27 protein-coding genes are annotated in these 25,780 nt (G+C 63.9%); 24 read left to right on the forward strand and 3 right to left on the reverse strand.

The window, feature by feature from the left end; all coding sequences use genetic code 11:
• Positions 1 to 10: 10 nt before the first annotated feature.
• On the forward strand, positions 11 to 427 hold the full coding sequence (locus BN4346_RS32195) for a GlcG/HbpS family heme-binding protein (protein ID WP_067970839.1): 417 nt from the start codon (positions 11 to 13) through the stop codon (positions 425 to 427).
• A gap of 38 nt (positions 428 to 465) precedes the next feature.
• On the opposite strand, the gene BN4346_RS32200 is transcribed toward BN4346_RS32195, so the two are convergent.
• Positions 466 to 1,653 carry an alpha/beta fold hydrolase gene (locus BN4346_RS32200; protein ID WP_235653598.1) on the reverse strand — a complete coding sequence of 396 codons (1,188 nt, stop codon included), beginning with the start codon at positions 1,651 to 1,653 and terminating at the stop codon, positions 466 to 468.
• Positions 1,654 to 1,798: 145 nt separating this feature from the next.
• Between BN4346_RS32200 and BN4346_RS32205 the strand changes: the two genes are divergently transcribed.
• The 6 genes from BN4346_RS32205 (at position 1,799) to BN4346_RS32230 (ending at position 6,560) form a co-directional block, all read left to right on the forward strand.
• Positions 1,799 to 2,635 carry an aldo/keto reductase gene (locus tag BN4346_RS32205; RefSeq protein WP_067970842.1) on the forward strand — a complete coding sequence of 279 codons (837 nt, stop codon included), beginning with the start codon at positions 1,799 to 1,801 and terminating at the stop codon, positions 2,633 to 2,635.
• Between the two features lie 92 nt (positions 2,636 to 2,727).
• On the forward strand, positions 2,728 to 3,138 hold the full coding sequence (locus BN4346_RS32210) for an SCP2 sterol-binding domain-containing protein (RefSeq protein WP_067970844.1): 411 nt from the start codon (positions 2,728 to 2,730) through the stop codon (positions 3,136 to 3,138).
• Positions 3,139 to 3,161: 23 nt separating this feature from the next.
• Positions 3,162 to 3,614 (forward strand): hypothetical protein, encoded by a 453-nt coding sequence (locus BN4346_RS32215; protein ID WP_067970846.1) that lies wholly within the window; start codon positions 3,162 to 3,164, stop codon positions 3,612 to 3,614.
• 124 nt (positions 3,615 to 3,738) lie between these two features.
• On the forward strand, positions 3,739 to 3,987 hold the full coding sequence (locus BN4346_RS32220) for a 2-hydroxymuconate tautomerase (protein WP_067971142.1): 249 nt from the start codon (positions 3,739 to 3,741) through the stop codon (positions 3,985 to 3,987).
• A complete protein-coding gene (locus BN4346_RS32225; protein WP_067970848.1) occupies positions 3,984 to 5,435 on the forward strand; it encodes an aldehyde dehydrogenase in 1,452 nt (483 codons plus the stop codon). Before BN4346_RS32220 ends, BN4346_RS32225 begins: the two co-directional genes overlap by 4 nt.
• A 126-nt stretch (positions 5,436 to 5,561) precedes the next feature.
• Complete coding sequence (locus BN4346_RS32230) at positions 5,562 to 6,560, forward strand: 2Fe-2S iron-sulfur cluster binding domain-containing protein (protein WP_067970850.1); 999 nt, start codon at positions 5,562 to 5,564, stop codon at positions 6,558 to 6,560.
• 26 nt (positions 6,561 to 6,586) lie between these two features.
• Here the strand turns inward: BN4346_RS32230 and BN4346_RS32235 are convergent, their stop codons facing one another.
• Both BN4346_RS32235 and BN4346_RS32240 read right to left on the reverse strand, forming a co-directional pair.
• Positions 6,587 to 8,311: a PEP-utilizing enzyme gene (locus tag BN4346_RS32235; protein ID WP_067970853.1), complete on the reverse strand. Its 1,725-nt coding sequence runs from the start codon at positions 8,309 to 8,311 to the stop codon at positions 6,587 to 6,589.
• 21 nt (positions 8,312 to 8,332) lie between these two features.
• Positions 8,333 to 9,127, reverse strand: a complete 795-nt coding sequence (locus BN4346_RS32240) for an IclR family transcriptional regulator (RefSeq protein WP_235653599.1) — start codon at positions 9,125 to 9,127, stop codon at positions 8,333 to 8,335.
• A gap of 741 nt (positions 9,128 to 9,868) precedes the next feature.
• Here BN4346_RS32240 and BN4346_RS32245 point away from each other — a divergent pair.
• The 17 genes from BN4346_RS32245 to BN4346_RS32325 all read left to right on the forward strand — a co-directional run bounded on the left by BN4346_RS32245 (position 9,869) and on the right by BN4346_RS32325 (position 25,759).
• Positions 9,869 to 11,383 carry an aromatic/alkene/methane monooxygenase hydroxylase/oxygenase subunit alpha gene (locus tag BN4346_RS32245; protein ID WP_067970857.1) on the forward strand — a complete coding sequence of 505 codons (1,515 nt, stop codon included), beginning with the start codon at positions 9,869 to 9,871 and terminating at the stop codon, positions 11,381 to 11,383.
• Between the two features lie 28 nt (positions 11,384 to 11,411).
• Complete coding sequence (locus BN4346_RS32250; RefSeq protein ID WP_067970859.1) at positions 11,412 to 11,666, forward strand: toluene-4-monooxygenase system B family protein; 255 nt, start codon at positions 11,412 to 11,414, stop codon at positions 11,664 to 11,666.
• Positions 11,667 to 11,671: 5 nt separating this feature from the next.
• Positions 11,672 to 12,040: a Rieske 2Fe-2S domain-containing protein gene (locus BN4346_RS32255; RefSeq protein WP_067971144.1), complete on the forward strand. Its 369-nt coding sequence runs from the start codon at positions 11,672 to 11,674 to the stop codon at positions 12,038 to 12,040.
• Entirely contained in the window at positions 12,037 to 12,354 is a 318-nt protein-coding gene (locus BN4346_RS32260) for an MmoB/DmpM family protein (RefSeq protein ID WP_067970862.1), read from the forward strand. The genes BN4346_RS32255 and BN4346_RS32260 overlap by 4 nt, the downstream gene beginning before the upstream one ends.
• Positions 12,351 to 13,379, forward strand: coding sequence for an aromatic/alkene monooxygenase hydroxylase subunit beta (locus BN4346_RS32265; protein ID WP_067970864.1), 1,029 nt, complete (start codon positions 12,351 to 12,353; stop codon positions 13,377 to 13,379). The genes BN4346_RS32260 and BN4346_RS32265 overlap by 4 nt, the downstream gene beginning before the upstream one ends.
• A 69-nt stretch (positions 13,380 to 13,448) precedes the next feature.
• A complete protein-coding gene (locus BN4346_RS32270) occupies positions 13,449 to 14,246 on the forward strand; it encodes an MlaE family ABC transporter permease (protein WP_067970865.1) in 798 nt (265 codons plus the stop codon).
• 1 nt (position 14,247) lies between these two features.
• On the forward strand, positions 14,248 to 15,117 hold the full coding sequence (locus tag BN4346_RS32275) for an MlaE family ABC transporter permease (RefSeq protein ID WP_067970867.1): 870 nt from the start codon (positions 14,248 to 14,250) through the stop codon (positions 15,115 to 15,117).
• A 3-nt stretch (positions 15,118 to 15,120) separates the two neighbouring features.
• On the forward strand, positions 15,121 to 16,338 hold the full coding sequence (locus BN4346_RS32280; protein WP_067970869.1) for an MCE family protein: 1,218 nt from the start codon (positions 15,121 to 15,123) through the stop codon (positions 16,336 to 16,338).
• Positions 16,335 to 17,375, forward strand: a complete 1,041-nt coding sequence (locus tag BN4346_RS32285) for an MCE family protein (RefSeq protein ID WP_067970871.1) — start codon at positions 16,335 to 16,337, stop codon at positions 17,373 to 17,375. Before BN4346_RS32280 ends, BN4346_RS32285 begins: the two co-directional genes overlap by 4 nt.
• Positions 17,372 to 18,820, forward strand: coding sequence for an MCE family protein (locus tag BN4346_RS32290; RefSeq protein ID WP_067970874.1), 1,449 nt, complete (start codon positions 17,372 to 17,374; stop codon positions 18,818 to 18,820). The genes BN4346_RS32285 and BN4346_RS32290 overlap by 4 nt, the downstream gene beginning before the upstream one ends.
• Positions 18,817 to 20,391: a virulence factor Mce family protein gene (locus tag BN4346_RS32295; protein ID WP_067970876.1), complete on the forward strand. Its 1,575-nt coding sequence runs from the start codon at positions 18,817 to 18,819 to the stop codon at positions 20,389 to 20,391. The genes BN4346_RS32290 and BN4346_RS32295 overlap by 4 nt, the downstream gene beginning before the upstream one ends.
• Positions 20,388 to 21,545 carry an MCE family protein gene (locus tag BN4346_RS32300; protein ID WP_067970878.1) on the forward strand — a complete coding sequence of 386 codons (1,158 nt, stop codon included), beginning with the start codon at positions 20,388 to 20,390 and terminating at the stop codon, positions 21,543 to 21,545. The genes BN4346_RS32295 and BN4346_RS32300 overlap by 4 nt, the downstream gene beginning before the upstream one ends.
• Positions 21,546 to 23,096 (forward strand): MCE family protein, encoded by a 1,551-nt coding sequence (locus tag BN4346_RS32305; RefSeq protein ID WP_407695070.1) that lies wholly within the window; start codon positions 21,546 to 21,548, stop codon positions 23,094 to 23,096. It begins immediately after the preceding gene.
• 71 nt (positions 23,097 to 23,167) lie between these two features.
• On the forward strand, positions 23,168 to 23,629 hold the full coding sequence (locus tag BN4346_RS32310; protein WP_067970880.1) for a hypothetical protein: 462 nt from the start codon (positions 23,168 to 23,170) through the stop codon (positions 23,627 to 23,629).
• Positions 23,626 to 24,603: an RDD family protein gene (locus BN4346_RS32315; RefSeq protein WP_067970882.1), complete on the forward strand. Its 978-nt coding sequence runs from the start codon at positions 23,626 to 23,628 to the stop codon at positions 24,601 to 24,603. Before BN4346_RS32310 ends, BN4346_RS32315 begins: the two co-directional genes overlap by 4 nt.
• Positions 24,600 to 25,154: a mammalian cell entry protein gene (locus tag BN4346_RS32320; RefSeq protein ID WP_067970883.1), complete on the forward strand. Its 555-nt coding sequence runs from the start codon at positions 24,600 to 24,602 to the stop codon at positions 25,152 to 25,154. Before BN4346_RS32315 ends, BN4346_RS32320 begins: the two co-directional genes overlap by 4 nt.
• Positions 25,118 to 25,759: a mammalian cell entry protein gene (locus tag BN4346_RS32325; RefSeq protein WP_067970885.1), complete on the forward strand. Its 642-nt coding sequence runs from the start codon at positions 25,118 to 25,120 to the stop codon at positions 25,757 to 25,759. The genes BN4346_RS32320 and BN4346_RS32325 overlap by 37 nt, the downstream gene beginning before the upstream one ends.
• The last annotated feature ends 21 nt before the right edge of the window (positions 25,760 to 25,780 follow it).

Genomic DNA, 25,780 nt, shown 5'->3' on the forward strand with positions numbered 1-25,780 from the left:
GTTAGGCCAGATGGCTGATTTGATCGAAGCGCGGACCATCGGCTTCGCCGCCGCGGGCCGAATTCTGGATGCCGGCGTCAAGGAGGCGGGGGCATTGCAGGTGCCCGTCGCCATCGCCGTCGTCGATCGTGCCGGAAATCTCGTCGTATACGGGCGCATGGACGGCGCTCCGCTGTTGTCCGGCCAGATCGCTCAGGACAAGGCCTACACTGTCGCGGCTTTCGGACTGCCGACCCATGAGTGGTTCGAGTTGATCAAGGACGACCCGGCACTGCTGCACGGCATCGTCAAGACGGAACGGCTGATCGTATTCGGTGGCGGTGTCCCGATTCTGGCCGATGCGGAACTCGTCGGAGCCGTCGGTGTGTCGGGCGGGAGCGCCGCTCAAGACCGACAGATCGCCGAGGCAGCCGCGGGAGTCATCTGAATTCCGGTGTTGCTGCAGGCGTGGCCCGGCGCCGTCGGTCACGACCGACGCGCGATATCCTCGAACACCACCGCCCAGTGCTCCTGGAGCGCGTGACGACCCATGAACAAGCCCAAATGGCCGGCAGAGACCAACCGACGGGTGATGTTCTCGGCGTTGGTCGACACGTGGTCTTCCAGTGCCCAGACCTGTTCGGCCGGCGTGATGTGATCGCGGTCGCCGGCGATCAGATAGACCGGGCAGTCGATACGGCCGAGATCGACCTTTTCTCCTGCTACCCGCAGTGTTCCGTTTGCCAGCTCGTTGCGGACGAACAGATGCTCGACGATCCACAGGTAGAACGCGCCGCTGATGTCCTGTGTGTGCTCGAACCAGTCGGCGAACTTCGCGTAGTGCGTCAGGGCTGCATCGTCATGGGCATTGCCGAGCAGCTGGGCCAGTCGCTCGAACTGACCGGCCGGCTCCATGGACTTGAACCCGGCCAATTGGTACTGGCCGGGCCAGATTCCACCGTGCAAAGCGACCAACATCCGGTGGGCGGGCAGGCCGAGGTCTGCGTTGAACAGTGCCAGCCACTGTTGCAGTTGCGGCTCGCCGCGTTTCGTGTCGATCGGTGCACCGGCAACGGTCAGTGTGTGAACCTTCTCGGGATGCGTCGCCGCATAGATGGCGCCGAGCCACCCTCCCTGGCAGTCGCCCACCAGGTTTACCCGACCACCGAGTAGGTCCACGGCTTCGGAGATGACCGCCAGGTAGTCCTCGATCGTGGAATCTCGCGTTTCATGTTTTGCGCCAACCCAATCCAAGGCGGCCACCCTTCCAATGCCGGCCGACTGGATGGTCTCGATCTGGCTCTGCCCCGGCGCGAAGTCGACGACGCATGAGTCATGGCCGGCCTGCGGGGGCAACACCAGCACCGGGATGCCTCCCGACTCCGGGTGCCGGCTGAAATCCCGCAGCCGCGCGATCGGCCACACCCTCGCGATACTGTGCGCAGTCGTCCACACCGGTGCCTTCCGCTCGAACGCAGACCGCGCCCAGCGATCGAGCACATCGAATGGATCGGCCGGGTTGGAGCTCTGGCGGACCGCGGAAATCATGAACCGGGCGGTGCCGGCCGCAGCGGCGGTGGAGACCTGCGCAGGCACCTTCGCGTAATTGGTGACGATACCGTCTTCTGAAAGTAGGCCTTTCAGTGTTCGATGCAGTGCCATGCGTGGTGTCATCGGCAGACCCTATCCTGGTGAATTCGTTCTCCGGCCGTATCGTTCCGCGGTCCAGAACCGCGAGGGTATACGGCTGCAACACTCTTGTCCCGCAGTAATTCTCGACGTAGCTTCGGTACGTGATCGACTTCAGGGGAGAGCAGGCATGAGCATTCGAACAATCGAGCGGCCCGGTGGTCTCTCGTTACCGGCGGTCGGCCTGGGCACCTATCTGCTCAACGGCGTCAACGGCAGGCATGCGATCCAGTCGGCTATCCGCGCCGGCTATCGGTTGTTGGATTCCGCCTTCAACTATGAGAACGAGGGGACAGTCGGCGCCGCGGTCCGGCACTGTGGTGTAGACCGCGAAGAACTCCTGGTCACCTCGAAGTTGCCGGGACGCCACCACAGTTACGACGAAGCGCTGACCACGATCTATGAGAGCCTTTATCGGACCGGCCTGGAGTGGATCGACCTCTACCTGATCCATTGGCCGCTTCCGCGACTTGGTCTCTATGTACAAGCGTGGCAGGCGTTGATCGAAGCCAAAGAGCGTGGCATCGTGCGTCACATCGGTGTGAGCAACTTTCTGCCCGAACATCTGCAACGACTTGTCGATGAGACCGGTGTGGCCGCCGCTGTGAACCAGATCGAAATGCACCCGTATTTCCCGCAGCTCGAGGCGCTCGCCTACCACCGCGAACACGGCATCCTTACCCAGGCGTGGAGCCCGCTCGGACGTGGCAATGATCTGCTCACCAATCCGGTGATCACTGATATCGCTGCAGGCCACGGTGTTTCACCCGGACAAGTCGTACTGGCCTGGCATGTCGGGTTAGGTGCTGTTCCGCTCCCCAAGGCGGCGTCGCCCAGTCGCCAGCAGGAGAATCTGAATCTGTTCTCCTTCGAATTGACCGATGCGGAGGTTGGACGTATCACCGCCCTGGGCCGGCCTGACGGGCGTATCGCCGGACAGGACCCGGCGACTCACGAGGAGTTCTGACCGGCGTTCCGCAATCGGGAACGGCGCCCCGCTCAGGACGCGGCCGGGCCTATCGTCGGGGTACTCCCAGCCGACCAACAAGGAGGTCTGACATGGCCGATGCGAAGTTCTTCTCGCAAGCGTGGTGCGACAAGGCGATTCAGGCGGTCAACAGCAACGAGGCGATGCGGGCGGGGTTCAAGGACCCTGATGCGTTCACCAACAAGATGGCATTTGTGTGCACCGATCGGCCGGACTGTGCCGTGCATCTGGAGTGGGACAAGGGCAAAGTCGTTTCCTGGACGACCCCGAAGTTCGACGAGAGTGAACTGTGGCTCGTCATCAACGGGAGCCAGGAAACGTGGCGTACCGCGGCCTCCGGTGCTGAGGAGGGCGGAAAGCTGCTCATGGGCGGAAAAATCAAGATCGCCAAGGGGCCGATGTCCGCGGCCATCGAGAACGCCGGTGCCTTCAACAGCTTCCTGGCAACCTGGGGAGAAGTTGCGACGGATTGGGACGTCTGACGACGACCGGAACGAGGCGGATCATGTCATCCATTGAGGCGAATGCCTATCCGGTCGTACTGAGCGATGGCGACGAGGCGAACGGAGTCGCCGGCATCTTGGCGACACTGCTCGATCAGAACTTCGGGGCCTTTCCGTCGCGCACAAAGATCGCCCACAGAATGAGACGTCCGGTAGCGATCTACAGCAGCGACACCGAAAGCGCTTGCACGATCACGTTCGGTCAGGATCGCACCGTGATAGCCAACGGCATAGTGGGCAAGCCGAGCGTCACGGTCATTGCCACCGTGGGCCAGATCCTTGATGTGTCACAACTCAAGATGATGGCGGGTGGGCTCTGGCCGGCGGGGTTCTTCACAAAGCGTGGGCTGTCCGTCATCGGTGAGATCGTCAGACACAAGCTTGTCATCAAGGGTCTGCTGACCCACACGGTGACCGCGCTGCGGACCATCGCGCTCGTCTCGGTCGCGCAGTAACACCGGTAGGGATGGTGTCACCCGTGCGGTGTTCCGCAGCCGGGAACGCGGCGGTGCCACAGGCCTGGTCGCGCCTAGGGTTGGTCGGGTCGACATGTTCATCGTCAAGCAGGGAGGCGTATCCATGCCGCTGGTCGAGGTCACGCTCACCGAGGGCCGTACCGCCGAGCAGATCCGCGCCTTGATTCATGAGGTGACCGCGGCGGTCGAGCGTTCGGTCGCTGCTCCGCGCGCCAACATCCGGGTGGTGGTCCGCGAAGTGCCGACGACACACTTCGCGGCCGGCGACGTCACCATCGCGGAGCGACATGAACAGGACCGGATGCGACAAACACCCAACCCACCGGCGGACTCGAAACGGGATGACGCATGACTTCGAACGATTTTTACGGCCATGTGATCGATGGCAAGGAGGTCGGCTCCCGCGACGGGGCGACGTTCGAGAGCGTCGACCCATGGCTGCGGAAGCCGTGGGCGCGAATCGCTTTGGGCGGCGCGGCCGAGGCAGACCAGGCGGTGGCCGCGGCCCGTCGGGCATTTGACGAAGGGGACTGGCCCCGCATGGGTTTCGCGAAACGTGGTGCAATCCTGCATCGACTCGCGGACCTCATGGAGGAGCGGGCCGACGAGCTGGCCCTGGCCGACACCCGCGACATGGGCAAACCGATCGTCCAAAGCCGGGGGACCGACGTCGCGCGCTCGGCCACCAATTTCCGCTTCTTCGCCGACCATGCCCGGATGTCGACCGGCGCGTTGTTGCCGATGGACAGCGGCCATCACGCCTACACGCGATTCGACCCCGCCGGCGTCGTTGCGGCAATCGCGCCGTGGAACTTCCCGCTGATGCTGGAAACCTGGAAGGTGGCGCCGGCGCTGGCCTGGGGGAACACGGTGGTTCTGAAGCCGGCTGAGGACACACCGACTTCGGCGACCATCCTGGCTCGGCTCGCGCTCGAGGCCGGCATGCCACCGGGCGTGCTCAACGTGGTGCACGGCTACGGCCCGAACTCGGCCGGCGCGGCGCTGACCGAGAACCCGGCGGTGGACCGGATCACCTTCACCGGAGAGTCCGGCACGGGCAAGATCATCGCTCGCACGGCATCCGCGCACCTCGTCCCGGTCAGCCTGGAACTCGGTGGGAAGGGCGCGAACGTGGTGTTCGCCGACGCCGATCTCGACAATGCCGTCGAGTGGTCGATTCGGGCCATCTTCACCAATGCGGGCCAGGTCTGCCTCGCCGGCAGCCGGTTGTTCGTGCAGCGTGCGGTCTACGACGAATTTCTGTCACGCTTCGCCGCCGCGGCTGAGGCCATGATCGTCGGTGACCCGAAGCACGCGGCTACTCAGATCGGCCCCCTGGCCTCTGAAGAGCATTACCGCAAGGTCTGCTCGTATCTGGACTTGATACCGAGCGAAGGCAAGGTACTGACAGGCGGCCTCGGCGATGGCTGGGTGGTGAAACCCACCGCGGTGGTGGATATCGCAGCGGACGCCCGCCTGTGTCGTGAGGAGATCTTCGGCCCGGTCGTGGTGATCCTGCCCTTCGAGACCGAGGAAGAGGTCATCCGACTGGCCAACGACACCCCGTACGGACTCAACGCCATGCTGTTCACCGAAAACGTCCATCGGGCACATCGGGTCGCGGCCGCGTTGAAGGCCGGCACCGTCTGGGTGAACTGCTTCTTCATCCGAGACCTTCGCGCCCCTTTCGGCGGCGTGGGCGATTCAGGCATCGGTCGCGAGGGCGGCGACTTCAGCCGCGAGTTCTTCACCGAACCCAAGGCGATCGTCATGCAGATAGACGCCGACTCCCTAACGTAGAGCAAATTTCGGAGAACCTGAGCCGGACCGGCCTTCGTTGCCGTTCCTTACCCTGGAACGAGGCCCACTCATCGGCCGGAGATTTGCCAGACTTCTCTGAAACCTGACCACGACGAAAGGACCGGGATGGGTGACGAAGATTCTTATCGCGTCGAAATCGCGGGCCACAACTGTGGTTTCAGCGTCGGCCACGGCGAACGCATTCTTTCTGCAGCTATCCGGGCCGGTGTGTGGATGCCGTTCGAGTGTGGCTGGGGCAGCTGCGGCACCTGCAAGGTGACATTGGTCGAAGGGCAGACCGAGCTACTGTTCGCCGACGCGCCGTCGATCACGCCCCGGGACGAACGCCGCCGCCGTGTCCTGGCCTGTCAGAGCACAGCACTGTCCGACCTGGTGGTGAAGCCGACCTGGATCGCCGATAGCCCGCGAGATGGTTTCGCCGCCCGGAGCTTCGCGGCGGTGTTGACGGCCAAGGACGCCCTTGGGCCCGATATCTGGCGGTTGCGCTTCGAGCTTGACGGCATCGCCGACTTCTATGAGGGGCAACACGCGATCATCGATTTGGGCGGCGTGATGCGCCGGTGCTACTCGATGTCCAACATGCCGGGATCCTGCGACGTCGAGTTCATCATGAAGCGCTACGGCGGGCGGCCGGTCAGCGAGGCGGTGGCCGCACTGACGCCCGGGGAACAGGTGAGTATCGAAGGTCCATACGGCGACATGTGGATACGTGACTCCTCGACGCCGATATGCCTGGTGGCCGGCGGGACCGGGATATCACCGATTCTTGCCATGCTCCGAAAGCTGGTCAGTGCGGCCGATCGGCGAACCATCCGAGCGTTTTACGGGGCCAACAATATTGACGATCTGGTCTGCTGGGACGAGTTGGGTGTGCTGACTGGCGAGCTGGCCAACGCCGACCTGACAGGCGTGCTGGTGTCCCCGTCACCGGGTTGGCCCGGCGCCGTAGGCATGGTGACCGACGCACTGGTGGCGGCGCTACCCGACCTGACTTCGGCAGATTTCTACATCGCCGGGCCGCCGGTTATGACCAATGCGGTCACCGCACTGCTGGAGCAGAACGGCATTCAACTCGACCGGATCAGGTACGACAGTTTCGGTTGACCGGTTGCGATGCAACGGCAGGGGATCTACGAGCGCCTGCGCATGATGGTGACCACGCCGGTTGCGCCGTCGACATGAATGTCGTCGCCATCGCGGATCGATGAGGTCGCCACCCCACAGGCGGTGACGGTCGGTACGCCGTACTCGCGGCCGACAATCGCAGCATGCGACAGCATTCCACCGCTGTCGCAGACGCAGGCCGCGATGCGGCTGAACACCAAAGTCCAACTGACCGAGATGGATTCGCAAACCAAGATTTCGCCGCTCTGGATCTTGTCGAGTTCGCTGGGGTCGCGCAATACCCGCGCCCGCCCAGAGGCCGAGCCGCGCGCAACGGGCACACCGCGCAGCGTAGAAACCCGGAGGCCGGCCGCCTCGGCGCGCACTGCGCTCATGTACTGGCGGTCCAAGCCGTAGATCTCGATCAGCATCGGATCGTCGACTTCGTCGGGAATCGTGCCCAGCACTTTCGGCATCTGTGAGCGCCGCGTTTGCCAGTGGTCGAAATACTGTCGCCGGGCCTCGACAAGGGTGCGGAGATCGGTGTAACTGCGCTGCCGGTCGGCGAGTTCAAGCAATTCCGGCCAGAACAGATACATCGTGTCGTCGTAGCGGTCGGCGCCGATCCGGTTGGCCAGTTCCAAGGCCGCCCAGCGGATCGGCAGCGATGCCCGGAGATCGATGTAGTAGTTGTGATCGTCTTGCCACCAAGGGAAATTCGCATGCTGCACGGAGGCGAGCCCGGCATCGAAGAGTTGTTGCTCGCTACGGGTCAGCCGGCGACGCGTGTCATCGATCGCGCCCTCCCGCTCCTCGATGGCGGAGGCCTGAGCGGCTGCGAAGTCATGCGGCTGGTCATGCTGCAGGAACCCCTGGAGCGTACTGAACACCGGGGTGGGATCCTCGATCCAGCTTGGTAGCGCCACGTCTGCGGTACCGGCGGTGCGGTGACCGTAGTCGTCCAAGAACGTCGCCAGTCGCTGCAACCAGCGCCGGCCGGTGTCGCTGGTCTCCAACGCCGCGCCGAGTTGATCGGCCGGGGTAGCCGCGAAAGTCAGATCCAGACCACGCGATCGGGCATCGATGGCAAGGCTCCATAATGCCCGGTCGGTTTCGGCGATCTTCGTGTCGTAGCCTTGCAGAAACTTCGCCACGATCGCGGGCTCGACACCCAGTTCTCCGCAGAGACCCCGAAAGCCCAGATAGTTCGTGATAAGCGGGTACATCATCTCGAAGTGGATCTCAAACGTCCGGCGGTAGTACAACCTCGCCTCGCGTAGTCCGGTGGCCAGGTCATCATCGGACAGTGCCGAATAGTCACGTGACAGGAATGCGCGCCAACCTGTCTCGATTTCGTCGCGACGCTGTGTCCAGATCTGCTCGAACCGGTCCAGAAAACGTGGCAGGTAGGTGCGCATACGCTGGTCGCGCGCAGCAACCGCGTGCTTGTTGCGCACGGGGATCACTGCGGCGTAGGTGTGCGTGCCGGCGATCCGCTGCGTCATACCCCGCCCAGTGGGCAGCGGCATTTGCTCGGCTGCCAGTTGGGTACCCCATGAATAACCGTCCTGGTTCCAGATCAGGCCGAGCGGTGTCAGTCCACGGGCCCAGTGGAAGTCCAGAAACCAAAACCGGTCTTTGTCGGCCTCGGTGAAACGGCGGAACGGCTCGACGATATAGAGGGACTGGGCGAGCGCGGGCGTGAAGCCCGGGTACCACTCGTCGGTGAGGTATGCGTCGATGCCGACCACGGCGATGAATGCTACCGCTTACTAGGACACCCGCCGGCCCAGCTGGCGCGCTGCCTCCACCAGCAGGCGGGTCAACTGGGCCAGGGAGCGTTCCACGAGTTCGGTGCGACCGACGATCGATAGCGCGGCGCGGACTTGCCCGGCGCTGTCGAAGATGGGTGCGGCCACCGACATGACTCCGACCTGGACCTCGTCGCGGTTGATGGCAACACCGTCGCGGCGGACCTGGGTCAGTGTCGCCTCCCATCCGGCGACAGTACGTACCGAGTTGGGTGTGATCGGCGGGAACCCTGCACGGCGGCGGGCGTCGGCGACAGCTGGGTCGAAGGCGGCCAGTGCCTTGCCCGTCGCCGAGCAGTGTGTCGCGAATCGCCGTGGCAGGACGGCTTCAAGCAGGTAGAGTCCTTCGCGGGACTGCAACCGCTCCAGATGCACCACATCAGGCCCATCGGCCACGCCGAGGTGCGTCGTGTGACCGGTGCGCTGACGCAGATCCTCCATGATGGGCAGTGCCGCCTGGCGCAGGCGGCTGCGGCTGATCGACAGCTGGCCTAGCTCATAGAGGTGCAGGCCCAGCCGGTAGCGTCCGGTGGCCGGACTGCGTTCCACGAAACCCCGGCTGGCCAGCGTACTGAGCATGCGGTGGGCGCTGCTCTTGGCGACCCCCAGGCTGCGCGCTACTTCCGACACGCCCAACTCGTCATCGGTGCGGAAACAATCGAGCACATCCAGTGTGTTCGCAACCGACTTCAGCGCGTCATCGCGGTGCGTGACTACCACGTCCGAGGCAGGACGACCGTCATCGACGAGGCTCACATGAACTCCAGTTACATGAAATTGACCACTCTTACCGAGCGTCCCCATAGTACGGCTTAGGCCGCCACCGCTGTATAGAACGCATGAAAATCCCGAAAATGTGGGCATAGTCGGTTCGTTGCGGGTTGGCGTTAAATGCGTGCCAAACGTTCCGGGGGTGCCCACGAACTCGCCGGCAGATCAACTGTCGCGGTCCCAATGCGTTTTTCATCAGACTCGTCGAGGCGTCAAGGCCAAGTCAGCAGGCTCGCGGTCCCCGGCTGACCGGGGGGGCAGGACCTGATCGTGCGCCGCGCTGTCGGAGGACTCATCGTCGCGCCGAATGTAGTAGCTACGGCTCGTCACCGGGGAGAAACCGGCTGCGGCACCTGCCCGAGGCGCGTGGCGGACAACCGTGTGGCGCACTGTGAAGCGATCCCGGTTGCTCGCGGCTCGTCCGCGGCGATCTGGCCAGCGAGGCTAAACGGCAAGGCGCACAAGATATCGCATCGACGATGTTCGCTCGCGATCGGACATCCGGGTATCCGATGCGGCACGTCGACATCGTCGATGCCGTCGGTGTCGCCGGCTGTCGGGCCGGGGATTATCTGACGCGGTAGTCGTCACCAGCAGCGGCGCGCCTGCGTTCCGTCTTGTGGAACGGTTCACATGCCATCGCTGGGTACGTGACAGTGTGATGTCCACAACCGCAAGAAGGTTTGAGAGCTCATCTCACACACTCCGACGGAAAGAGAGATAACGATGCCCCAGCTGGCCCGTTCTGAATGGTACGACCTGACACGCGACATGAACTGGACGCTGTCCTACGTCACCGAGGACCAAGCGTTTCCCGAGGAGATGTCGAACGGTTTCGGTGTGTCCACCGAGCAATGGTGGACTTGGGACGAGCCCTACAAGATCACCTACCCGGAGTACGTGCACATCCAGGCGGGTAAGGACGCCAGCGTCTACGCGGTCAACGCCGTGGTGGCCCGGTCGAAGGTGTATGAGCAACTCGACCCGGGGTGGAAGGCGGCTATCCTCGCCCACTACGGCGCGGTCGCGGTCCCCGAATATGTTGCGGGCATAGCCGAATCGCGGATGGCTCGATTCGGGCGAGCAGCGGCCTGGCGCAACATGGCCACCTACGGAATGCTCGACGAGACCCGGCACGGCCAGATTCAGACCTACATCCCTTACACCCTGCTGCACAAGGAGCCCCGGGCGGACTGGGCGCACAAGGCGCCGCACACCAATGAGTGGGGCGCAATCGCGGCGCGGTCGCTCTTCGACGACATGTTCACCGCCAACGATGCGGTTTCAACCGCCATCCAGCTGACGTCGACTTTCGAGACCGGGTTCACCAACCTGCAGTTCCTCGGGATGGCCGCCGATGCGATGGGTGTGGGTGACCTGGAGTTCAGCGCGCTCATCTCGTCGATTCAAACCGACGAAGCCCGCCACGCCCAGCAGGGCGAGCCGACAATGAAGATCCTGATACGAAACGGTAAGCGCGAGATCGTACAGAAACTCTTGGATCACATGTTCTGGCGGTCCTGGAAAGTGTTCGCACTACTCACCGGCCTTTCGATGGACTATTACACCCCCCTCGAGCATCGCAGGCACTCGTTCAAAGAGTTTATGGCGGAGTGGATCAATAAACAGTTTGTCGACCAATTCCGTGACTTCGGCCTGGAAACTCCGTGGTACTGGAATGAGCATTACCTCAACGAGGTCAACTGGCTACATCACGCCTACCATCTCGGCGTGTGGACCTGGCGCCCCACGGTGTGGTGGAACCCCGACGCCGGCGTCTCGCCGCAGGAGCGTGACTGGCTGGAAGAGAAGTACCCGGGCTGGAACGACTCGTTCGGCAAGTACTGGGATGTGATCACCGACAACGTCCGTGCCGGCGATATTCCCCTGACCCTGCCCGAGACGCTGCCGATGGTGTGCAACATGTGTCACATCCCGGTCTGCACACCGGCCGGGTTCAACGCCGGCTACCTCGACAGTCCGGCACCGCTGATCCACGACTATCAGGGGCGCCGTTACACCTTCTGTTCGGAGCCGTGCAAGTGGATCTTCACCATCAATCCGGCTCGCTTCCAAGGACATCTGGGCATCGTCGACCGATTCCTGGCCGGCCACATCCAGCCGCCCGACCTCGGTGGCGCCTTGGCGTACATGAGCATCTCTCCGGCCGAAGCCGGCCAGGATGCGACCAACTACGCATGGGCTCATGAGCACGCGCCACTGCTCGTGTCGGCGCCCTGATCACTACGCAGCAGAAAGGAAGCCGCCAATGGCACCATTGCCAGTCCAAGGTCTGGTTGAAGGCGATTTCGTCGTCCAACTAGTGCCGATCGATAGCGACGACACGATGGATGTCGTCGCCGGCAAACTCGCCCACCACTCGGTCAACCGCCGCGTCGCCCCGCAGAACAAGCCGCTGCGGGTGCGATTCAACGGGCAGGTGCTGCCGGCCGATGCGACGCCGGCCAGTGTCGGCATCGCGCCGCTGGACTTCGTCGAGGCCTACTACCAGGAGCAGTCGTGACCGAGATGCGATGGGTCGAAGTCGCCGAGGCCGATGAGTTGTGGGAGGGCGAGATGATCGACTTCGAAGTCGATGGTGAGCAGATTTTGGTCGCCCACCTGGTCGGCGGTGAGGTCAAGGCGTTCCAAGGTTTGTGCCCACACCAGGAAATTCTGTTAGCCGACGGAGAGTTTGATCCCGACAAATGCGAGCTGACCTGCGGTGGACACCACTGGCAGTTCGACCTCCGCACCGGGGAGGGGATCAATCCGGTTGGTAGCCAGCTGTATTCATTTCCGACCAGGGTGGTCGGCGAGAAGATCGAGATCGGTATTCCGCAAGACGGCCAACGGCACGACAACCGCTTTTGGATCACACAAGAGGAAGCCGGATGACGCATACGGATGAGCAGGGCAGGGTGGAGAAACGCGTGGGCCCGATCCTGCGGGGCATTGACCGCGAACTCTGCGGCGCGGTGATCGACGCCATCGAAATCGACAACCCCGACACCGATCTCCAAGTCGATGATCAAGGCGCCTACATCCGCATCAGCGCACCGTGGTACTGCCGACTGACCCGCGAATCGCTGGAAGACGCCCTCGGACGCCCGTTCCGGCTGAGCGACATCGAACCCAACCTGGCCAGTTTCGCTGGCCGCATCGACTTCGGCGACGACGAGGTCGTCTGGCAACTTGACAGAGAGGCATGACCGTGGCGACGAACAACCGGCGAGTAGGACCTCGCACCTGGAGCCTGCTGGGCGATGTCAAACGCAAACCCAGTCCCTATGAGGCCGTGACGGCCAAATTCCACTACCACTTTCGCCACGAGCCCGCCCCATTCGAACTGGACCCGAACGTCCCGCTCAACAACTGGTACATGCGGTACCGGGAGGGCTCGCCCCTTCAGGTCGAGGACTGGGAACAGTTCCGCGATCCCTACAAGCTGACCTACACCGAATATGTCACCCGTCAGCGGGACCGCGAAACCTACGTCGATGGTCTCATCGACCAGTACGAAGCCGCCGGCGCCGTCACGCAGCTGAAGCCGGATTGGGTGGCGACACTGCAGAATTTCTTTGTCCCGCTGCGCTTTCCGTTGCACGCGTTGCAGATGGCCGGATTGTATCTGGGGCAGGTGGCGCCGTCGTCGTTCATCACCAACTGCGCCCACTTCCAGGCCGCCGACGAGCTGCGCCGCGTTCAGCGCATCGCCTACTGGACCAAGGTGCTGGCCAACGCGCACGGCGAGGAGTTCGCCCAAACCGGCACCGCGCGCCAGCCCTGGGAGTCGGGGCCGCAGTGGCAACCGCTGCGCCAGCTGCTGGAAGAACTCCTGATCGCCTACGACTGGGGCGAGGCGTTCACGGCGTTGAACCTGGTGGTCAAGCCCATGATCGACGCGCTGGTCAACTGGGAGTTCGCTCGGCTGGCCGAAGCCAACGGCGACCAGTTCCTGAGCCAGCTCTTCACCGAATTCACCCTCGACAGCCGGCGTAGCCAGGACTGGACGCAGGCGCTGGTCACCTACACGATCGATCGCGACCCTGCTCTGCGTGAGGTGATCAACGGGTGGGTGGCGCACTGGCAACCCAAAGCCCGTGCGGCAATCGAGGCACTGGTGCCGCTGTTGGACACGGCGTCGACCGGGGACCTGGTAACCAACGTCGCGGAACGCTACGTGAGCTTCATCGATGGTGTCGGTCTGGCGGAGCGTGCGGACAGCCCCGCCTGATACGCACCAGCGACCGGATGCAATGTGGAGGTGTGAGGTGCGGTCACTTCATCGCGCGGGGAAACCGCAATGACGGCCATAACCGGCGCACGCGACTATATCGGTGACCAGCTGAGCCGACCGTTGGCGCACATCGGCGGTTTCGCCCGCATGTCCGCATTGGCCGGAAAGGCCGTCGTCAGTGGGCGACTGGAGTGGCGTGAACTGATACTGCAGTGTTGGTTCCTGTTGCGCATCACCATCCTGCCGACCGTCCTGGCGGCGATGCCGCTGACGGTACTGTTGACCTTCACGTTGAACGTCTTGCTGGCCGAGTTCGGCGCGGCAGACATTTCAGGCGCCGGCGCGGCGTTGGGGGCGGTCACCCAATTGGGCCCACTGACAACGGTGTTGGTGGTCGCAGGCGTCGGCTCCACCGCGATCTGTGCCGACTTGGGCGCACGCACCATCCGGGAGGAGATCGACGCCCTGGAGGTGATGGGCATCGACCCCATCCGCCGACTGGTGGTGCCCCGCGTGCTCGCGGCGACCCTGATCGCCGGCCTGCTCAACAGCCTGGTGATCATCGTGGGCCTGGTCGGCGGTTTCGTCTTCAGTGTCTACCTTCAGGACATCTCTGGTGGCGCCTACCTGTCCACCCTGACGCTTGTCACGGGCTTGCCCGAAGTGTTGATCGCGCTGGCCAAAGCCATCTCGTTCGGGGTGATCGCCGGGCTGGTCGGCTGCTACCGGGGTCTCACGGTGTCGGGGGGCGCCAAAGGGATCGGCATAGCCGTCAACGAAACCGTGGTGCTGTGCGTGCTTGCCTTGTTCGCGGTGAACGTGATCCTGACGACCATCGGCGTGCGATTCGGGACGGGACACTGACATGGCCAACGCCGCCGTCGTGCGCGCCCGCTTCCCGCGGACGGTGACCAACCTCGACCGGTACGCCGCCAGCCCCGTGCGGGCGCTCAACGGTTTCGGCGAAATGGTGTGGTTCATGCTGAGCAGTGTCGGGCAGATCCCGTTCACACTGCGCCGCTACCGCGCCGAGACCATGCGACTCATCGCCCAGATCGGCATGGGTACCGGCGCGCTGGCGGTCGTCGGCGGCACCGTCGCGATCGTGGCTTTCGTAACGCTGTCCGGTAGTTCGCTGGTCGCGATCCAGGGCTTCTCGTCACTGGGCAACATCGGAGTCGAGGTGTTCACCGGCTTCTTCGCCGGACTGGTCAATGTGCGGATCGCCGGCCCGGTGGTCACCGGCATTGCGCTGGCGGCCACGGTCGGCGCAGGCGCCACGGCAGAACTCGGGGCCATGCGCATCAGCGAGGAAATCGACGCACTAGAAGTGATGGGGGTCCAGTCGATCGCATTCTTGACATCGACGAGAGTACTTGCCGCAGTAGTGGTTATCCTGCCGCTGTACGGAATGGCCATGATCATGGCGTTCCTATCGCCCCAACTCGTCACCACGGCGCTCTACGGACAATCGAGCGGCACCTACGCTCACTACTTCCGGACGTTTCTGCGTCCCGAAGATGTGTTCTGGTCGTTCGTGACCGCTGTGATCATCGCGATCATCGTGATGATCACCCATTGCTACTACGGCTACACCGCTGCCGGGGGCCCGGTGGGTGTAGGCGCAGCCGTCGGGCGGTCCATGCGCTTGTCGCTGATCGCAGTGGTGGTAGTTGCCATGCTCGCTTCGTTGGCCCTCTACGGAGTCCACCCCAACTTCAACCTCTCGGTGTAATCCATGACCTCACATCGCACAGAAAACACTCAACGCACACCCCCGTACCGGACCGTGGCTGTCGTCGCACTGGCCGTGCTGACCCTCATCGGCGGCATGGTCTTCGTGCAGTTTCGCGGAGGCTTTACCCAGAAGGAGTCACTCACGCTGATCGCCGACCGCGCGGGTCTGCTGGTCAGTCCCGGGTCGAAGGTGACCCTCAACGGGGTCCAGGTCGGCCGAGTGGCGAGCATCAACGAGATCGAACGCGACGGCAAGGAGGCGGCGAAATTCGTCTTGGACGTGTCGCCCAAGTACCTCGAGCTGATCCCGGTCAACGTTGACTCGGCGATCAAGGCGTCCACGGTATTCGGCGGCAAGTACGTCGCACTCACTTCACCGAAGGATCCAGGCGCACCGATCACCAGCGCCGACGTGATCGACGTCCGGTCGGTGTCCACCGAGATCAACACCGTTTTCGAAACGCTGACTTCGATTGCGCGGTCGGTGGATCCGGTCAAGCTGAACCTGACCCTGAGCGCGGCCGCCCAAGCGCTGGCGGGACAGGGGACCAAGTTCGGCACCTCATTGGTCAACGGCGACAAGGTGCTGGACAACCTCAACCCCCAGATGGACCAGTTGCACCACGACGTCCGGCAGCTGACGCAGATAACGGACGCGGTGGGCGATGCATCTCCGGACCTCTGGAACCTGGTGAGCAACCTGACGACCACGTCGCGCACGCTCAACGAGCAACAAAAGGACTTGGACGCGGTACTTCTGGCGGCTACCGGATTCGCCAACACCGGTGCCGACGTGCTCGAAGAGAGTCGGCCGCATCTGGTTCAGACGTTGGACCAACTGGTCCCGACGACCGCATTGCTCGACACCTACAGCCCAGAACTGTTCTGCGCCATCCGCAACGCCGCGGAGGTGGCACCTGCGGTCGCGGATGTGGAAGGCGGCGGAAACGGGTATTCGCTCAAAATACACACCCAGTTGATCGGCGCCCCCAACCCGTACATCTACCCGGAGAACCTGCCCCGGGTCAACGGCCGCGGTGGTCCCGGCGGCGCGCCCGGCTGCTGGCAGAAGATCACCCGAGACCTGTGGCCCGCGCCGAGCCTGGTCCTTGACACCGGTGCCAGCGTCGTCCCCTACAACCACTTCGCATTCGGTACACCGTGGGCGAACGAATACGTGTGGGGACGCCAAGTCGGGGAGTACACGATCAACCCATGAAACTGACCGCAACCGCTATCAAGCTCGCCGCCGTCTCGCTGGTGCTGGTGATGTTCACCGCAGGCATCATCGTGGTGTTCGGCCAGATGCGCTTTCAGGACACCGTCAGCTACTCGGCGGAATTCTCCTCCGGTAGCGGATTGCGCAAGGGGCAGTTTGTCCGGGCCGCCGGGGTAGAGGTCGGCAAGGTGACCAGCCTGCGGTTGGTCGAAGGTGGCGAGCGCGTGCACGTGACCTTCGACGTCGACCGGTCATTGCCGCTGTACCAGTCGACCACCGCGCAGATCCGCTACGCCAACCTCATCGGCGATCGCTACCTGGAGATCAAGCGCGGAATCGGCGAGGGTACCGACCGCTTACTGCCACCAGGAGGCCAGATCCCGGTGGCGCGCACCGAGCCGGCCCTTGATCTCGACGCACTGATCGGAGGATTCCGACCGGTATTTCGTGCGCTGGCTCCCGAGAAGGTCAACACCATCGCTGCCGCGATCATCACGGTGTTCCAGGGCCAGGGCGGCACGATCAACGACATCCTCGACCAAACCAGCCGGGTGACCGCGGCATTGGCCGACCGGGACGAGGCGATCGGTTCGGTGGTGAAAAACCTGAACACCGTCCTGGACTCGATCGTCAAGCAGGCAGGTAAAGCCGACGCGACCGTGGTCAACTTGGAGACACTGATCAGCGGGCTGTCCGAGCACGCGGATCCACTCGCCGACAGCGTCGCCGGCTTGAGTAGCACCACCGGAAAGTTGAGCGCTCTGTTGACCGACAACCGGCCGCTGCTGCAGAAGTCGGTTTCTGCGGCACAGGGTGTGCTGCAGCCACTGGTCGATGACAGCAGCCGGCTCGACGAATTGCTGGGCAAACTGCCGACCGCGCTGACCCTCTTGGGCCGCAGCGCCGGTACCTATGGCGATTTCATCAACTTCTATCTCTGCGACATCACGCTCACAATGAACGGCCTCCAGCCCGGCGGCCCGGTCCGCACGGTGCGGTTGACCCAGCAGCCCACCGGAAGGTGTACACCACAATGAGGACGTTGGAGCCCGAAAACCGGGTCCGGACCGGGATCATGGCCGTCGTCCTGGCGGTGCTCGCCACCGCGGTCGGCCAAACCTTCACCAGTGCACCTGTGCTGTTCGCCCAGCCGCGCTACTACGGCGAGTTCAGCGACTCCGGCGCGCTGCGCGTCGGCGACAAGGTGCGCATCTCGGGCTTGGATGTCGGTACTGTGCAGGAACTCAAGATCGCGACCGGCCGGGTGGTGGTCCGATTCACCTTGGGCGGCAACACTATCGGCACCCGGAGTCGACTGTCCATCCGAACCGACACCGTTCTGGGCAAGAAGGTGCTCGAAATCCAGCCGCGGGGTGATACACCGCTGCGTTCCGGTGGGACGCTGCCGCTGGGCCAGACCACCAGCCCGTACCAGATCTACGACGCGTTCTTGGACGCCACCAAGGCCACCGCCGGCTGGGATGTCGGGACCATCAAACAATCACTGCAAGTGCTGTCGCAGACCGTCGACCAGACTGCCCCGCACCTGAGTGCAGCCCTCGCCGGGGTGCAGCGATTCGCCGACACCGTCGGCAAGCGCGATGAACGAATCCAGCATCTGCTGGGCGAAACCAGCAAGGTGGCAGGCGTTCTCGGTGTCCACGGCGACCAGATCAACCGGCTGCTGGTCAATGCCCACGCACTGTTGGCGGCTGTCAACCAGCGTGGCCAGGCGGTCGAGGCGTTGTTGCGGAACCTCAACGCCGTCACAACGCAGGTGGAGGGACTTATCAATGACAACCCCAACCTGAACACCGTGCTCAACCAGGTGAAAACCGTCAGCGACGTGCTGGTCAAACGCAAGGACGACCTGGCCTCCACCGTCACCGAGTTGGGCAAATTCGTGGCCTCCCTGTCCGAGATCGTGTCGTCGGGGCCGTATGCCAAGATTGCGCTCTTCAACCTGCTGCCCTATCAGATGCTGCAGCCATGGGTTGACGCCGCATTCAAGAAGCGCGGCATCGACCCGGAGGACTTCTGGCGCAACGCCGGGCTGCCGGCATTCCAGTGGCCCGATCCCAACGGCACCCGGCTACCCAATGGAGCGCCACCGCCGGCGCCGCCGGTACTGGAGGGCACCCTGCAACATCCCGGTCCGGCCGTCCCACCGGGATCGCCATGCTCGTACACCCCGCCGGTCGACGGTCTGCCACGCCCGGGCAATCCGCTGCCCTGTGCGGGTCTGGAGGCCGGGCCATTCGGCGGCGACGGGGGTTACCTGCCCCCGGTTGACGTCCGGACATCGGTTCCGAACCTCGACCGTCCGTCACCATCACCGGGGATTCCGGTCGCCGGGCGCCCGGGTCAGCCGTCGCCCGACGTTCCCGGAAGCCCGGTGCAGCTGCCCCCGAAAGCACCACCGGGGGCTCGATCTGAACCGATGCCGGTTCTTCCGGGCAACACCGGAGGGTTGGGCCAATGAGCACCATCGTCAACGTGAACGGGCTGCCGCGACCGTCCCGAAAGTCACTGATCGTTACCGCACTGGTGGCGGTGCTGGCCCTGGCTGCCGGTTACGCGGGTCGACAGATATACCACAAGTTGACGACCAACACCGTCGTCGCCTACTTCGCGCAGGCGAACGCGCTCTACCCGGGGGACGAGGTCACGATCATGGGCGTGGCCGCGGGATCCGTGGACAGGGTTGAGCCGGCCGGCGACAAGATGAAGGTCACATTCCACTACAAGAACATCTATAAGGTGCCCGACAACGCGTCCGCGGTGATCATCAACCCGACGTTGGTCGCTTCGCGCATCATTCAGCTGGAGCCGCCGTACAACGGTGGCCCGATGTTGACCAATAACGCGGTGATCCCGCTCGAACGCACCCAGGTGCCGGTGGAGTGGGATGAGCTGCGCGACAGCATTGGCCAGACCGTCTCCGCATTGGGCCCGACGCCGCAGCAGCCGAAGGGGCCGCTCGGCGATACCATCGAGTCCCTCGCAAACGGACTGTCCGGCAAGGGGCAAGAGGTCGGCCGGACGTTGGACAGCCTGTCGACGGCGCTGACCGCGCTGAACGAGAGTCGCGGCGAAACATTCGCGGTGCTACGCGGTCTGGCCAAGTTCCTCAACGCGTTGCACATAAACGAGCAGCAGCTGATCTCGCTGAACGACAACCTGGCGCAGATTTCGTCCAGCCTGACGCCCACCGACCACGAGGTCGCCGACGCAGTGGAGAACCTCAACTCATTGCTGCCTGTGCTGGACAAGTTCCTCGACAAGAACGCCAAGGTGTTGACCCGCGATGTCAACAATCTCGCCGAGGCAACCACCCCACTGGTACAACCCGACACCGCGAACGCCTTGGAGACCTTTTTGCATGTGTTCCCGACCTTCGCGGCGAACGTCAACAATGCCTACCACCCGAGCCAGAGCGCGCTGACCGCCATTCCCGCCGTCGTCAACTTCGCCAATCCGTTGGAGCTGATCTGCAGTTCGATCCAGGCCGGCAGCAGACTCGGGTATCAGGATTCCGCTGAGCTGTGCGCCCAATACCTCACGCCGGTACTGGATGCGATGAAGTTCAACTATCTGCCGTTCGGTCTGATGCCGTTCAGCACCGCGGCGACGCAGCCCAAACAAGTCGCCTACTCCGAGCCGCGGTTACAGCCGCCGGCCGGATTCAAGGACACCACCGTGCCCGGAATCTTCGCGCCGGACGCCTTCTTCGCGCGTGGCAACGTCAACCCGGGCTGGATTACGGCACCCGGGATGCAAGGGGCGCAGGTTGGGCCCGCCACCGGAAACCTGCTGACGCCACAGTCGGTGAGCGCGCTGCTGGGCGGGCCCGATGTTCCCCCTCCGGCGGTCGGGCCGAACCAGGCCGGCCCGCCCAACGCCTACGACGAGCACAGCCCGCTCCCGCCGCCGTGGTACCCGCAACCCGGTTCACCGCCGCCGCCCGGACCGGATGTGAGGCCGGGCCCGGTTGCGCCCACGCCTGCACCGGCGGTGTCGCCCGCTGACGCGTCGACAGGGCCGGGCGAGTGAACGCGGCACGCCGAGTCAGACGTGGCCTCTGGCGTGGGCTGGCCATGCTCGCTGTCACCATCTCGCTGAGCTCGTGCGCCCAGTGGCGCGGCATCTCGAACGTGGCGATCCCCGGCGGCGTGGGCTCTGGGCCCGGCTCCTACACCGTCTACGTGCAGATGCCCGACACGCTCGCGCTGACACCCAACAGCAAGGTGATGGTCGCCGACGTCTACGTCGGCCGGGTGCGGACGATCGCGATGAAAAACTGGGTGGCCAGTGTGACGTTGGACTTGCAGAAAGGCATCCGCCTGCCGAGGAACGCCACCGCGAAAATCGGCCAAACCAGCTTGCTCGGTACCCAACATGTGGAACTCGCTCCACCGGTGGATAACCCATCGCCGCAGCTGTTGGCGAACGGTGACACCATCGAACTGAAGGACTCGTCGGCGTTCCCGACCACCGAGCAGACGCTGGCCAGCATCGCGACCCTCCTGCGCGGCGGGGGCATCGCGAACCTGGAGGTGATCTCCAACGAGGTCTACAACATCGTGAACGGACGGGAAGGTCAGATCCGAGCTCTGCTCGGCAAGCTGGACACGTTCACCGCCAAGCTGGACGAGCAGATCGGCGATGTCACGCGCGCCATCGACTCGGCCGACCGCGTTCTTGCGATGGCGGCCGCGCACAAGAACACCTTGAACGCGGCGCTGACAGCGCTGCCCCCGTTGATTCAATACGCCACCGACTCCCGGGGGCGCGTCATCGATGCGGTCGAGGCACTGGGGCGGTTCAGTGATGTCACGGCGCAAACGGTCGGACCGGTACAGGCCAGCCTGCACCGCAACCTGATGTCCGCGCAGCAGCCGCTCGCGCAGCTCGTAAGGGCTGCACCGTATCTGATGACCGCCCTGCCCCTGGCCGTCACCGCGCCGTTCGACATCGATGTCATCCCGAAGTCTTTCCGGGGCGACTTCTTCAATGCCTCCCTCAATATCGATCTGACGCTCAGCACAATTGATAGCGGCGTCCTCACCGGGACCGGCTTCTCGGGGGCGCTACGCGCACTGGAGCAGTCCTGGGGCCGCGATCCGGCCACCATGATCCCCGACGGCAGGTTCACGCCGAACCCCAACAATGTGCCGGGCGGTCCGCTGGTTGAAAGGGGTGAATAGATGTTGGTCACCCGATTGGTCAAATACCAGCTCATCGTCTTCACCGTCCTGACGATGATCACCCTGATGGTCCTGGGCGGGTATTACCTGCGTATCCCTTCCCTGGCCGGCCTCGGACAGTACAGCCTGAACGCGGAGTTGCCGACATCCGGCGGCCTGTATCGCACGGCCAACGTGACCTACCGCGGCGCCACGATCGGCCGAGTCACCGCAGTGGAGCCGACGCGGACCGGGGTGCGCGCCACGATGAGTATCGAAGACCGGTACAAGATCCCCGTTGACGCGACAGCCAACGTGCATTCGGTATCGGCGGTCGGCGAGCAATATCTGGACTTGGTGTCGCAGGGCAACCCCGACAAGTTCTTCTCGCCCGGGCAAACCATCACCAAAGGCACCGTGCCCGAGGATATCGGGAAGGCGCTCGACGCGATTGACCGCGGCCTGGCGGCGTTACCCAAGGACAAGATCACGTCGCTGCTCGACGAGACTTCACAGGCGGTAGGTGGTTTAGGCCCGGCGCTGCACCGCCTTGTCGACTCCACCCAGGCGCTCAGTGGAGACTTCGCGGCGAACTCCGCCGATATCAACGCCATCATCGCCCAGTCGGTGCCGCTGCTGGACAGCCAGGCCGCCTCCAGCGACGACATCCGGAGCTGGATTCACAACCTTCATATCGTGGCCACCCAGACCGCCCAGAAAGATCCACAACTCAAGAGCGTGTTGTCCAACGCAGCCTCCACGCTCGACAGCGCCAACGACCTGGCCGGCGGCCTTCGGGAATCGTTGCCACAGACATTGGCCAACCTCGAGATCGTCACGGGCCTGCTCCTGCGCTACCGCAAGGGCATTGAGCAGGTACTGGTACTGCTTCCACAGGCCGCTTCGGTCGCCCAATCGACCATGGTGACGTTTCCGGGCGAATTCCCGCTGAACCTTCAACTGGCTATCAACCAGCCGCCGCCCTGTCTGACCGGGTTCTTGCCGGCCTCGCAGTGGCGCTCTCCCGCCGACACCAGCATTGAGCCATTGCCTTCCGACACTTACTGCAAGATTCCGCAGGACACCCCGGCCAATGCCGTGCGCGGGGCCCGCAACATTCCCTGTGTCGATGTCGAAGGCCGGCGGGCGGCGAGCCCGCAGGATTGCCGCAGCGACCAGCCATACGTCCCACTGGGCACCAACCCCTGGTATGGGGACCCCAACCAACTCCGCAACTGCCCCGCACCGGGCGCCCGCTGCGACCAACCCGTAGAGCCGGGCCACGTGATACCGGCGCCGACGGTGAACACCGGGTTGAATCCGCTGCCGGCCGACCAGTTGCCAGGCACGCCCCCGCCGATCAACGATCCGTTGTCCCGGCCGGGATTTGGCACCGTCCAGTGCGACGGGCAACAGCCCAACCCGTGTACCTACACACCGGCCGGGCCGCCCAGTGCGTTGCTCAGCACCCAGAGCGGGGAGATCACCGGGCCCGACGGCGTCAGGTACTCCGTCCAGACAACGCCGACAGGAGACGACGGATGGAAGAGCATGCTGGCCCCGGTCGGCTGAGTCCCCCCGACGGCGCGGCAGCAACGGACGGCGCATCGGGCTTGAGCCGTCGGTGCCTGGGTGCCGCCGCGATGACGTTGACCCTCCTGGCCGGCGGTATCGCTGCGGGGGGCTGCTGGGTGCTTCGTGCCCATTCGGTCAGCCAGGCCATCGCGGGTGCCGGCACTGAAGCCGTTGCCGCTGCCAAGGACTGCGTCGCGGCAACTCAGCCGGCCGACCGCACCGCGTTGTCGGCCAGTCAGCGCAAGCTTGACGAGTGTTCCACGGGGGACTTCAAGGCCCAGATCGTGTGGTATAGCGCAGTTTTGGCGGAGGCCTATGAGGCGCAGGACGTCCATGTCCAGGTTCCGGAGATTCACGCCGGGGTGGAACGAGCCAACAGCGACGGTTCTATCGTTACGTTACTGGCGTTTCGCGCGAGGATTTCCCAGGCTGGTGTGGCGGAGCGGGAAAACAGCTACCGGGTGCGAGTGAAGATGGTGCCCGAGAATGGGCAGTTCAAGATCGCCGATCTTGACCAGGTGGCCAGATGATGGTGATAACGGCCACCCCGCCGAGCACCGACGCAGACCAAAAGGCAATAGGGGCTGTCCCGGCGCCGTGGTCGCTGCGTGCGGCAGCGTTGGCCGTGGACATCCTGCCAGCTGCGGTGGTGCTCGCGGTCACAGCGCTGGTCGCACTGGCGGTACCGCTCTACAGCGGGTGGTGGTGGGTGTGCGCGTCAACCGGTGCGGTTGCGATCCTGCTGACGGCAGCAAATCGACTGCTGCTGCCGATCATCTGCGGAAATAGCCTCGGGCGGGCGGCTTTCGGCGTAACGGTCATGGACCGCAACGCTGCACCCGTTGGACCGTGGCGGCTATTGTTGCGCGACACGGCGCACGTGCTGGACACCGCCCCGATGTTCGCGGGTTGGTTCTGGCCGCTATGGGATTCGCGCCGGCGCACCTTTGCCGACATCCTTTTGCGCACCGAATCGTGTCTCGTTGGGACGCGACGGCGAGGTCGCGACCTACGCCGCCTCTTGGCGGCGGTCATGCTGACAGCCGCGTTGCTTTGCGCGGTCGGCGTCACGATCAGCTATACGGTTGTGCACCAACATGATCGGTCGGTAGCTGTTGCAGGCGCGCAGGTTGCGGAGCAGGGTCCACGCATGGTCGCGCAGATGCTCAGCTACCGCCCCGAGACCATCCAGGCCGACTTCGATCACGCGCGTTCCCTGGCGACGGACAAATACGGCGCGGAGCTGTCCGCCCTGCAGCAGGCTGTGCAGGAGTCAGGTCCGGTGCGCAACGAATACTGGGTGAGCAATAGCGCGGTCCTCGACGCGACACCCGAACGCGCGACGATGCTGCTGTTCTTGCAGGGTGAACGGGGCGCACCGCCCGACCAGCGTTACATCACCGCCTCGGTGCGGGCGACCTTCGTCGCGTCGGGCGCGGCGGGATGGCGTGTCGACGACATTGCCGTCATCGCTGGAACACCGGCGGTAGAGGCGCAACCATGAGCCCACGACGCAAGCTCGAACCGACCGAGCGCTCTGCCTTGCCCGTGACGTCGCGGCGTTCGTTGCCGCGTTGGAGATTCCCACTAATGGCGATGCTCGCTGTAGTGTTTTCTGCAGCGGCGATAACCCTGTGTGCCATGAACCTGTATTCGCATGAATCGCAGAAGCGGATGATGATCAAAAATGTCGCTGTGCTGGGCTACATTCGCTCATTCATGACCGAATTCACATCTCCGGATCCGTTTCATGCCAACGATTACACAGATCGCATACTGGCTGAGGCCACAGGTGAATTTGCGGAGCAATACCGTGAAAGTAGGAACGAGATCCTCATTCGGGTCGCCAGGGCCGAAGCAGCTACGGGCACCGTCCTGGATGCCGGCGTCTCGAAATGGAACGACGATGGCAGCGCCGACGTATTGGTGTTGACGAAGTTCACCTCGAAGTCACCAAATGGAAAATTGCAGCTTGAACGGGTGAATCGTTGGGTGGTAGCGGTCAAGCAGGAAGGGCAATGGTGGAAAATCAGCCGATTGACCCCGGTGATCTGAGTGATGCGATCGCCGATCATGACACCTCCAACGGCGGCACCGAAATCGAAGCCGGCGAGGCGGCACCCGATGCCGGAAGCCGTCGAGGGCGGCGTGACACCTGGCTTGCCGGCGCCGTCGTCGGCGCAGCCGCGCTGTTCATCGCCTCCGTCGCGTTCACCGGTGCGGTGCTGCAGCCCCACCTGGCAGATCGCGCCGCGGTGTCCGCCCGAGTGGTGGTCGCCCGCACCGCGGCGGCGACGATCACCACACTGTGGACGTACACCCCCGACACAATCGACACGCTGGCCGACCGTGCAAGCGAATACCTCAGTGGCGACTTCGCGGCGCAATACCGCAAGTTCCTTGAGGCGGCGGTCACGCCAAACAAGCAAGCACAAGTAACCGGAGACACAAACGTCGTGGGGGTGTCCGTGGAATCTTTGGACGGCGCGAATGCGGTTGCCATCGTCTTCACCAACACGACGTCGACCAGTCCGCTGACGCAGAACATACCCTCGCTGAAATACGTGGCCTACCGAGTGGGTATGCAGCGACTGGGTTCACGATGGACGGTCACCAATATGGCGACGATCAGCTTCATGGACTTGACGCCGAAGCTGTAGGCGTACGGATAAGGAGGCGAA

Origin of the sequence: Mycolicibacter icosiumassiliensis (genome assembly GCF_900078685.2) — a bacterium.
Lineage (GTDB): Bacteria > Actinomycetota > Actinomycetes > Mycobacteriales > Mycobacteriaceae > Mycobacterium > Mycobacterium icosiumassiliensis.

What these genes read in the sequence shown, in the direction of transcription:
- BN4346_RS32320 (WP_067970883.1), top strand. Translation starts at nt 24,600, where the DNA reads ATGAGCCCACGACGCAAGCTCGAACCGACCGAGCGCTCTGCCTTGCCC.
- BN4346_RS32255 (WP_067971144.1), top strand. Translation starts at nt 11,672, where the DNA reads ATGCGATGGGTCGAAGTCGCCGAGGCCGATGAGTTGTGGGAGGGCGAG.
- BN4346_RS32260 (WP_067970862.1), top strand. Translation starts at nt 12,037, where the DNA reads ATGACGCATACGGATGAGCAGGGCAGGGTGGAGAAACGCGTGGGCCCG.
- BN4346_RS32195 (WP_067970839.1), top strand. Translation starts at nt 11, where the DNA reads ATGGCTGATTTGATCGAAGCGCGGACCATCGGCTTCGCCGCCGCGGGC.
- BN4346_RS32245 (WP_067970857.1), top strand. Translation starts at nt 9,869, where the DNA reads ATGCCCCAGCTGGCCCGTTCTGAATGGTACGACCTGACACGCGACATG.
- BN4346_RS32265 (WP_067970864.1), top strand. Translation starts at nt 12,351, where the DNA reads ATGACCGTGGCGACGAACAACCGGCGAGTAGGACCTCGCACCTGGAGC.
- BN4346_RS32220 (WP_067971142.1), top strand. Translation starts at nt 3,739, where the DNA reads ATGCCGCTGGTCGAGGTCACGCTCACCGAGGGCCGTACCGCCGAGCAG.
- BN4346_RS32315 (WP_067970882.1), top strand. Translation starts at nt 23,626, where the DNA reads ATGATGGTGATAACGGCCACCCCGCCGAGCACCGACGCAGACCAAAAG.
- BN4346_RS32325 (WP_067970885.1), top strand. Translation starts at nt 25,118, where the DNA reads ATGGTGGAAAATCAGCCGATTGACCCCGGTGATCTGAGTGATGCGATC.
- BN4346_RS32285 (WP_067970871.1), top strand. Translation starts at nt 16,335, where the DNA reads ATGAAACTGACCGCAACCGCTATCAAGCTCGCCGCCGTCTCGCTGGTG.
- BN4346_RS32200 (WP_235653598.1), bottom strand. Translation starts at nt 1,653, where the DNA reads ATGACACCACGCATGGCACTGCATCGAACACTGAAAGGCCTACTTTCA.
- BN4346_RS32290 (WP_067970874.1), top strand. Translation starts at nt 17,372, where the DNA reads ATGAGGACGTTGGAGCCCGAAAACCGGGTCCGGACCGGGATCATGGCC.
- BN4346_RS32310 (WP_067970880.1), top strand. Translation starts at nt 23,168, where the DNA reads ATGACGTTGACCCTCCTGGCCGGCGGTATCGCTGCGGGGGGCTGCTGG.
- BN4346_RS32250 (WP_067970859.1), top strand. Translation starts at nt 11,412, where the DNA reads ATGGCACCATTGCCAGTCCAAGGTCTGGTTGAAGGCGATTTCGTCGTC.
- BN4346_RS32275 (WP_067970867.1), top strand. Translation starts at nt 14,248, where the DNA reads ATGGCCAACGCCGCCGTCGTGCGCGCCCGCTTCCCGCGGACGGTGACC.
- BN4346_RS32280 (WP_067970869.1), top strand. Translation starts at nt 15,121, where the DNA reads ATGACCTCACATCGCACAGAAAACACTCAACGCACACCCCCGTACCGG.
- BN4346_RS32225 (WP_067970848.1), top strand. Translation starts at nt 3,984, where the DNA reads ATGACTTCGAACGATTTTTACGGCCATGTGATCGATGGCAAGGAGGTC.
- BN4346_RS32230 (WP_067970850.1), top strand. Translation starts at nt 5,562, where the DNA reads ATGGGTGACGAAGATTCTTATCGCGTCGAAATCGCGGGCCACAACTGT.
- BN4346_RS32295 (WP_067970876.1), top strand. Translation starts at nt 18,817, where the DNA reads ATGAGCACCATCGTCAACGTGAACGGGCTGCCGCGACCGTCCCGAAAG.
- BN4346_RS32210 (WP_067970844.1), top strand. Translation starts at nt 2,728, where the DNA reads ATGGCCGATGCGAAGTTCTTCTCGCAAGCGTGGTGCGACAAGGCGATT.
- BN4346_RS32270 (WP_067970865.1), top strand. Translation starts at nt 13,449, where the DNA reads ATGACGGCCATAACCGGCGCACGCGACTATATCGGTGACCAGCTGAGC.
- BN4346_RS32205 (WP_067970842.1), top strand. Translation starts at nt 1,799, where the DNA reads ATGAGCATTCGAACAATCGAGCGGCCCGGTGGTCTCTCGTTACCGGCG.
- BN4346_RS32215 (WP_067970846.1), top strand. Translation starts at nt 3,162, where the DNA reads ATGTCATCCATTGAGGCGAATGCCTATCCGGTCGTACTGAGCGATGGC.
- BN4346_RS32305 (WP_407695070.1), top strand. Translation starts at nt 21,546, where the DNA reads ATGTTGGTCACCCGATTGGTCAAATACCAGCTCATCGTCTTCACCGTC.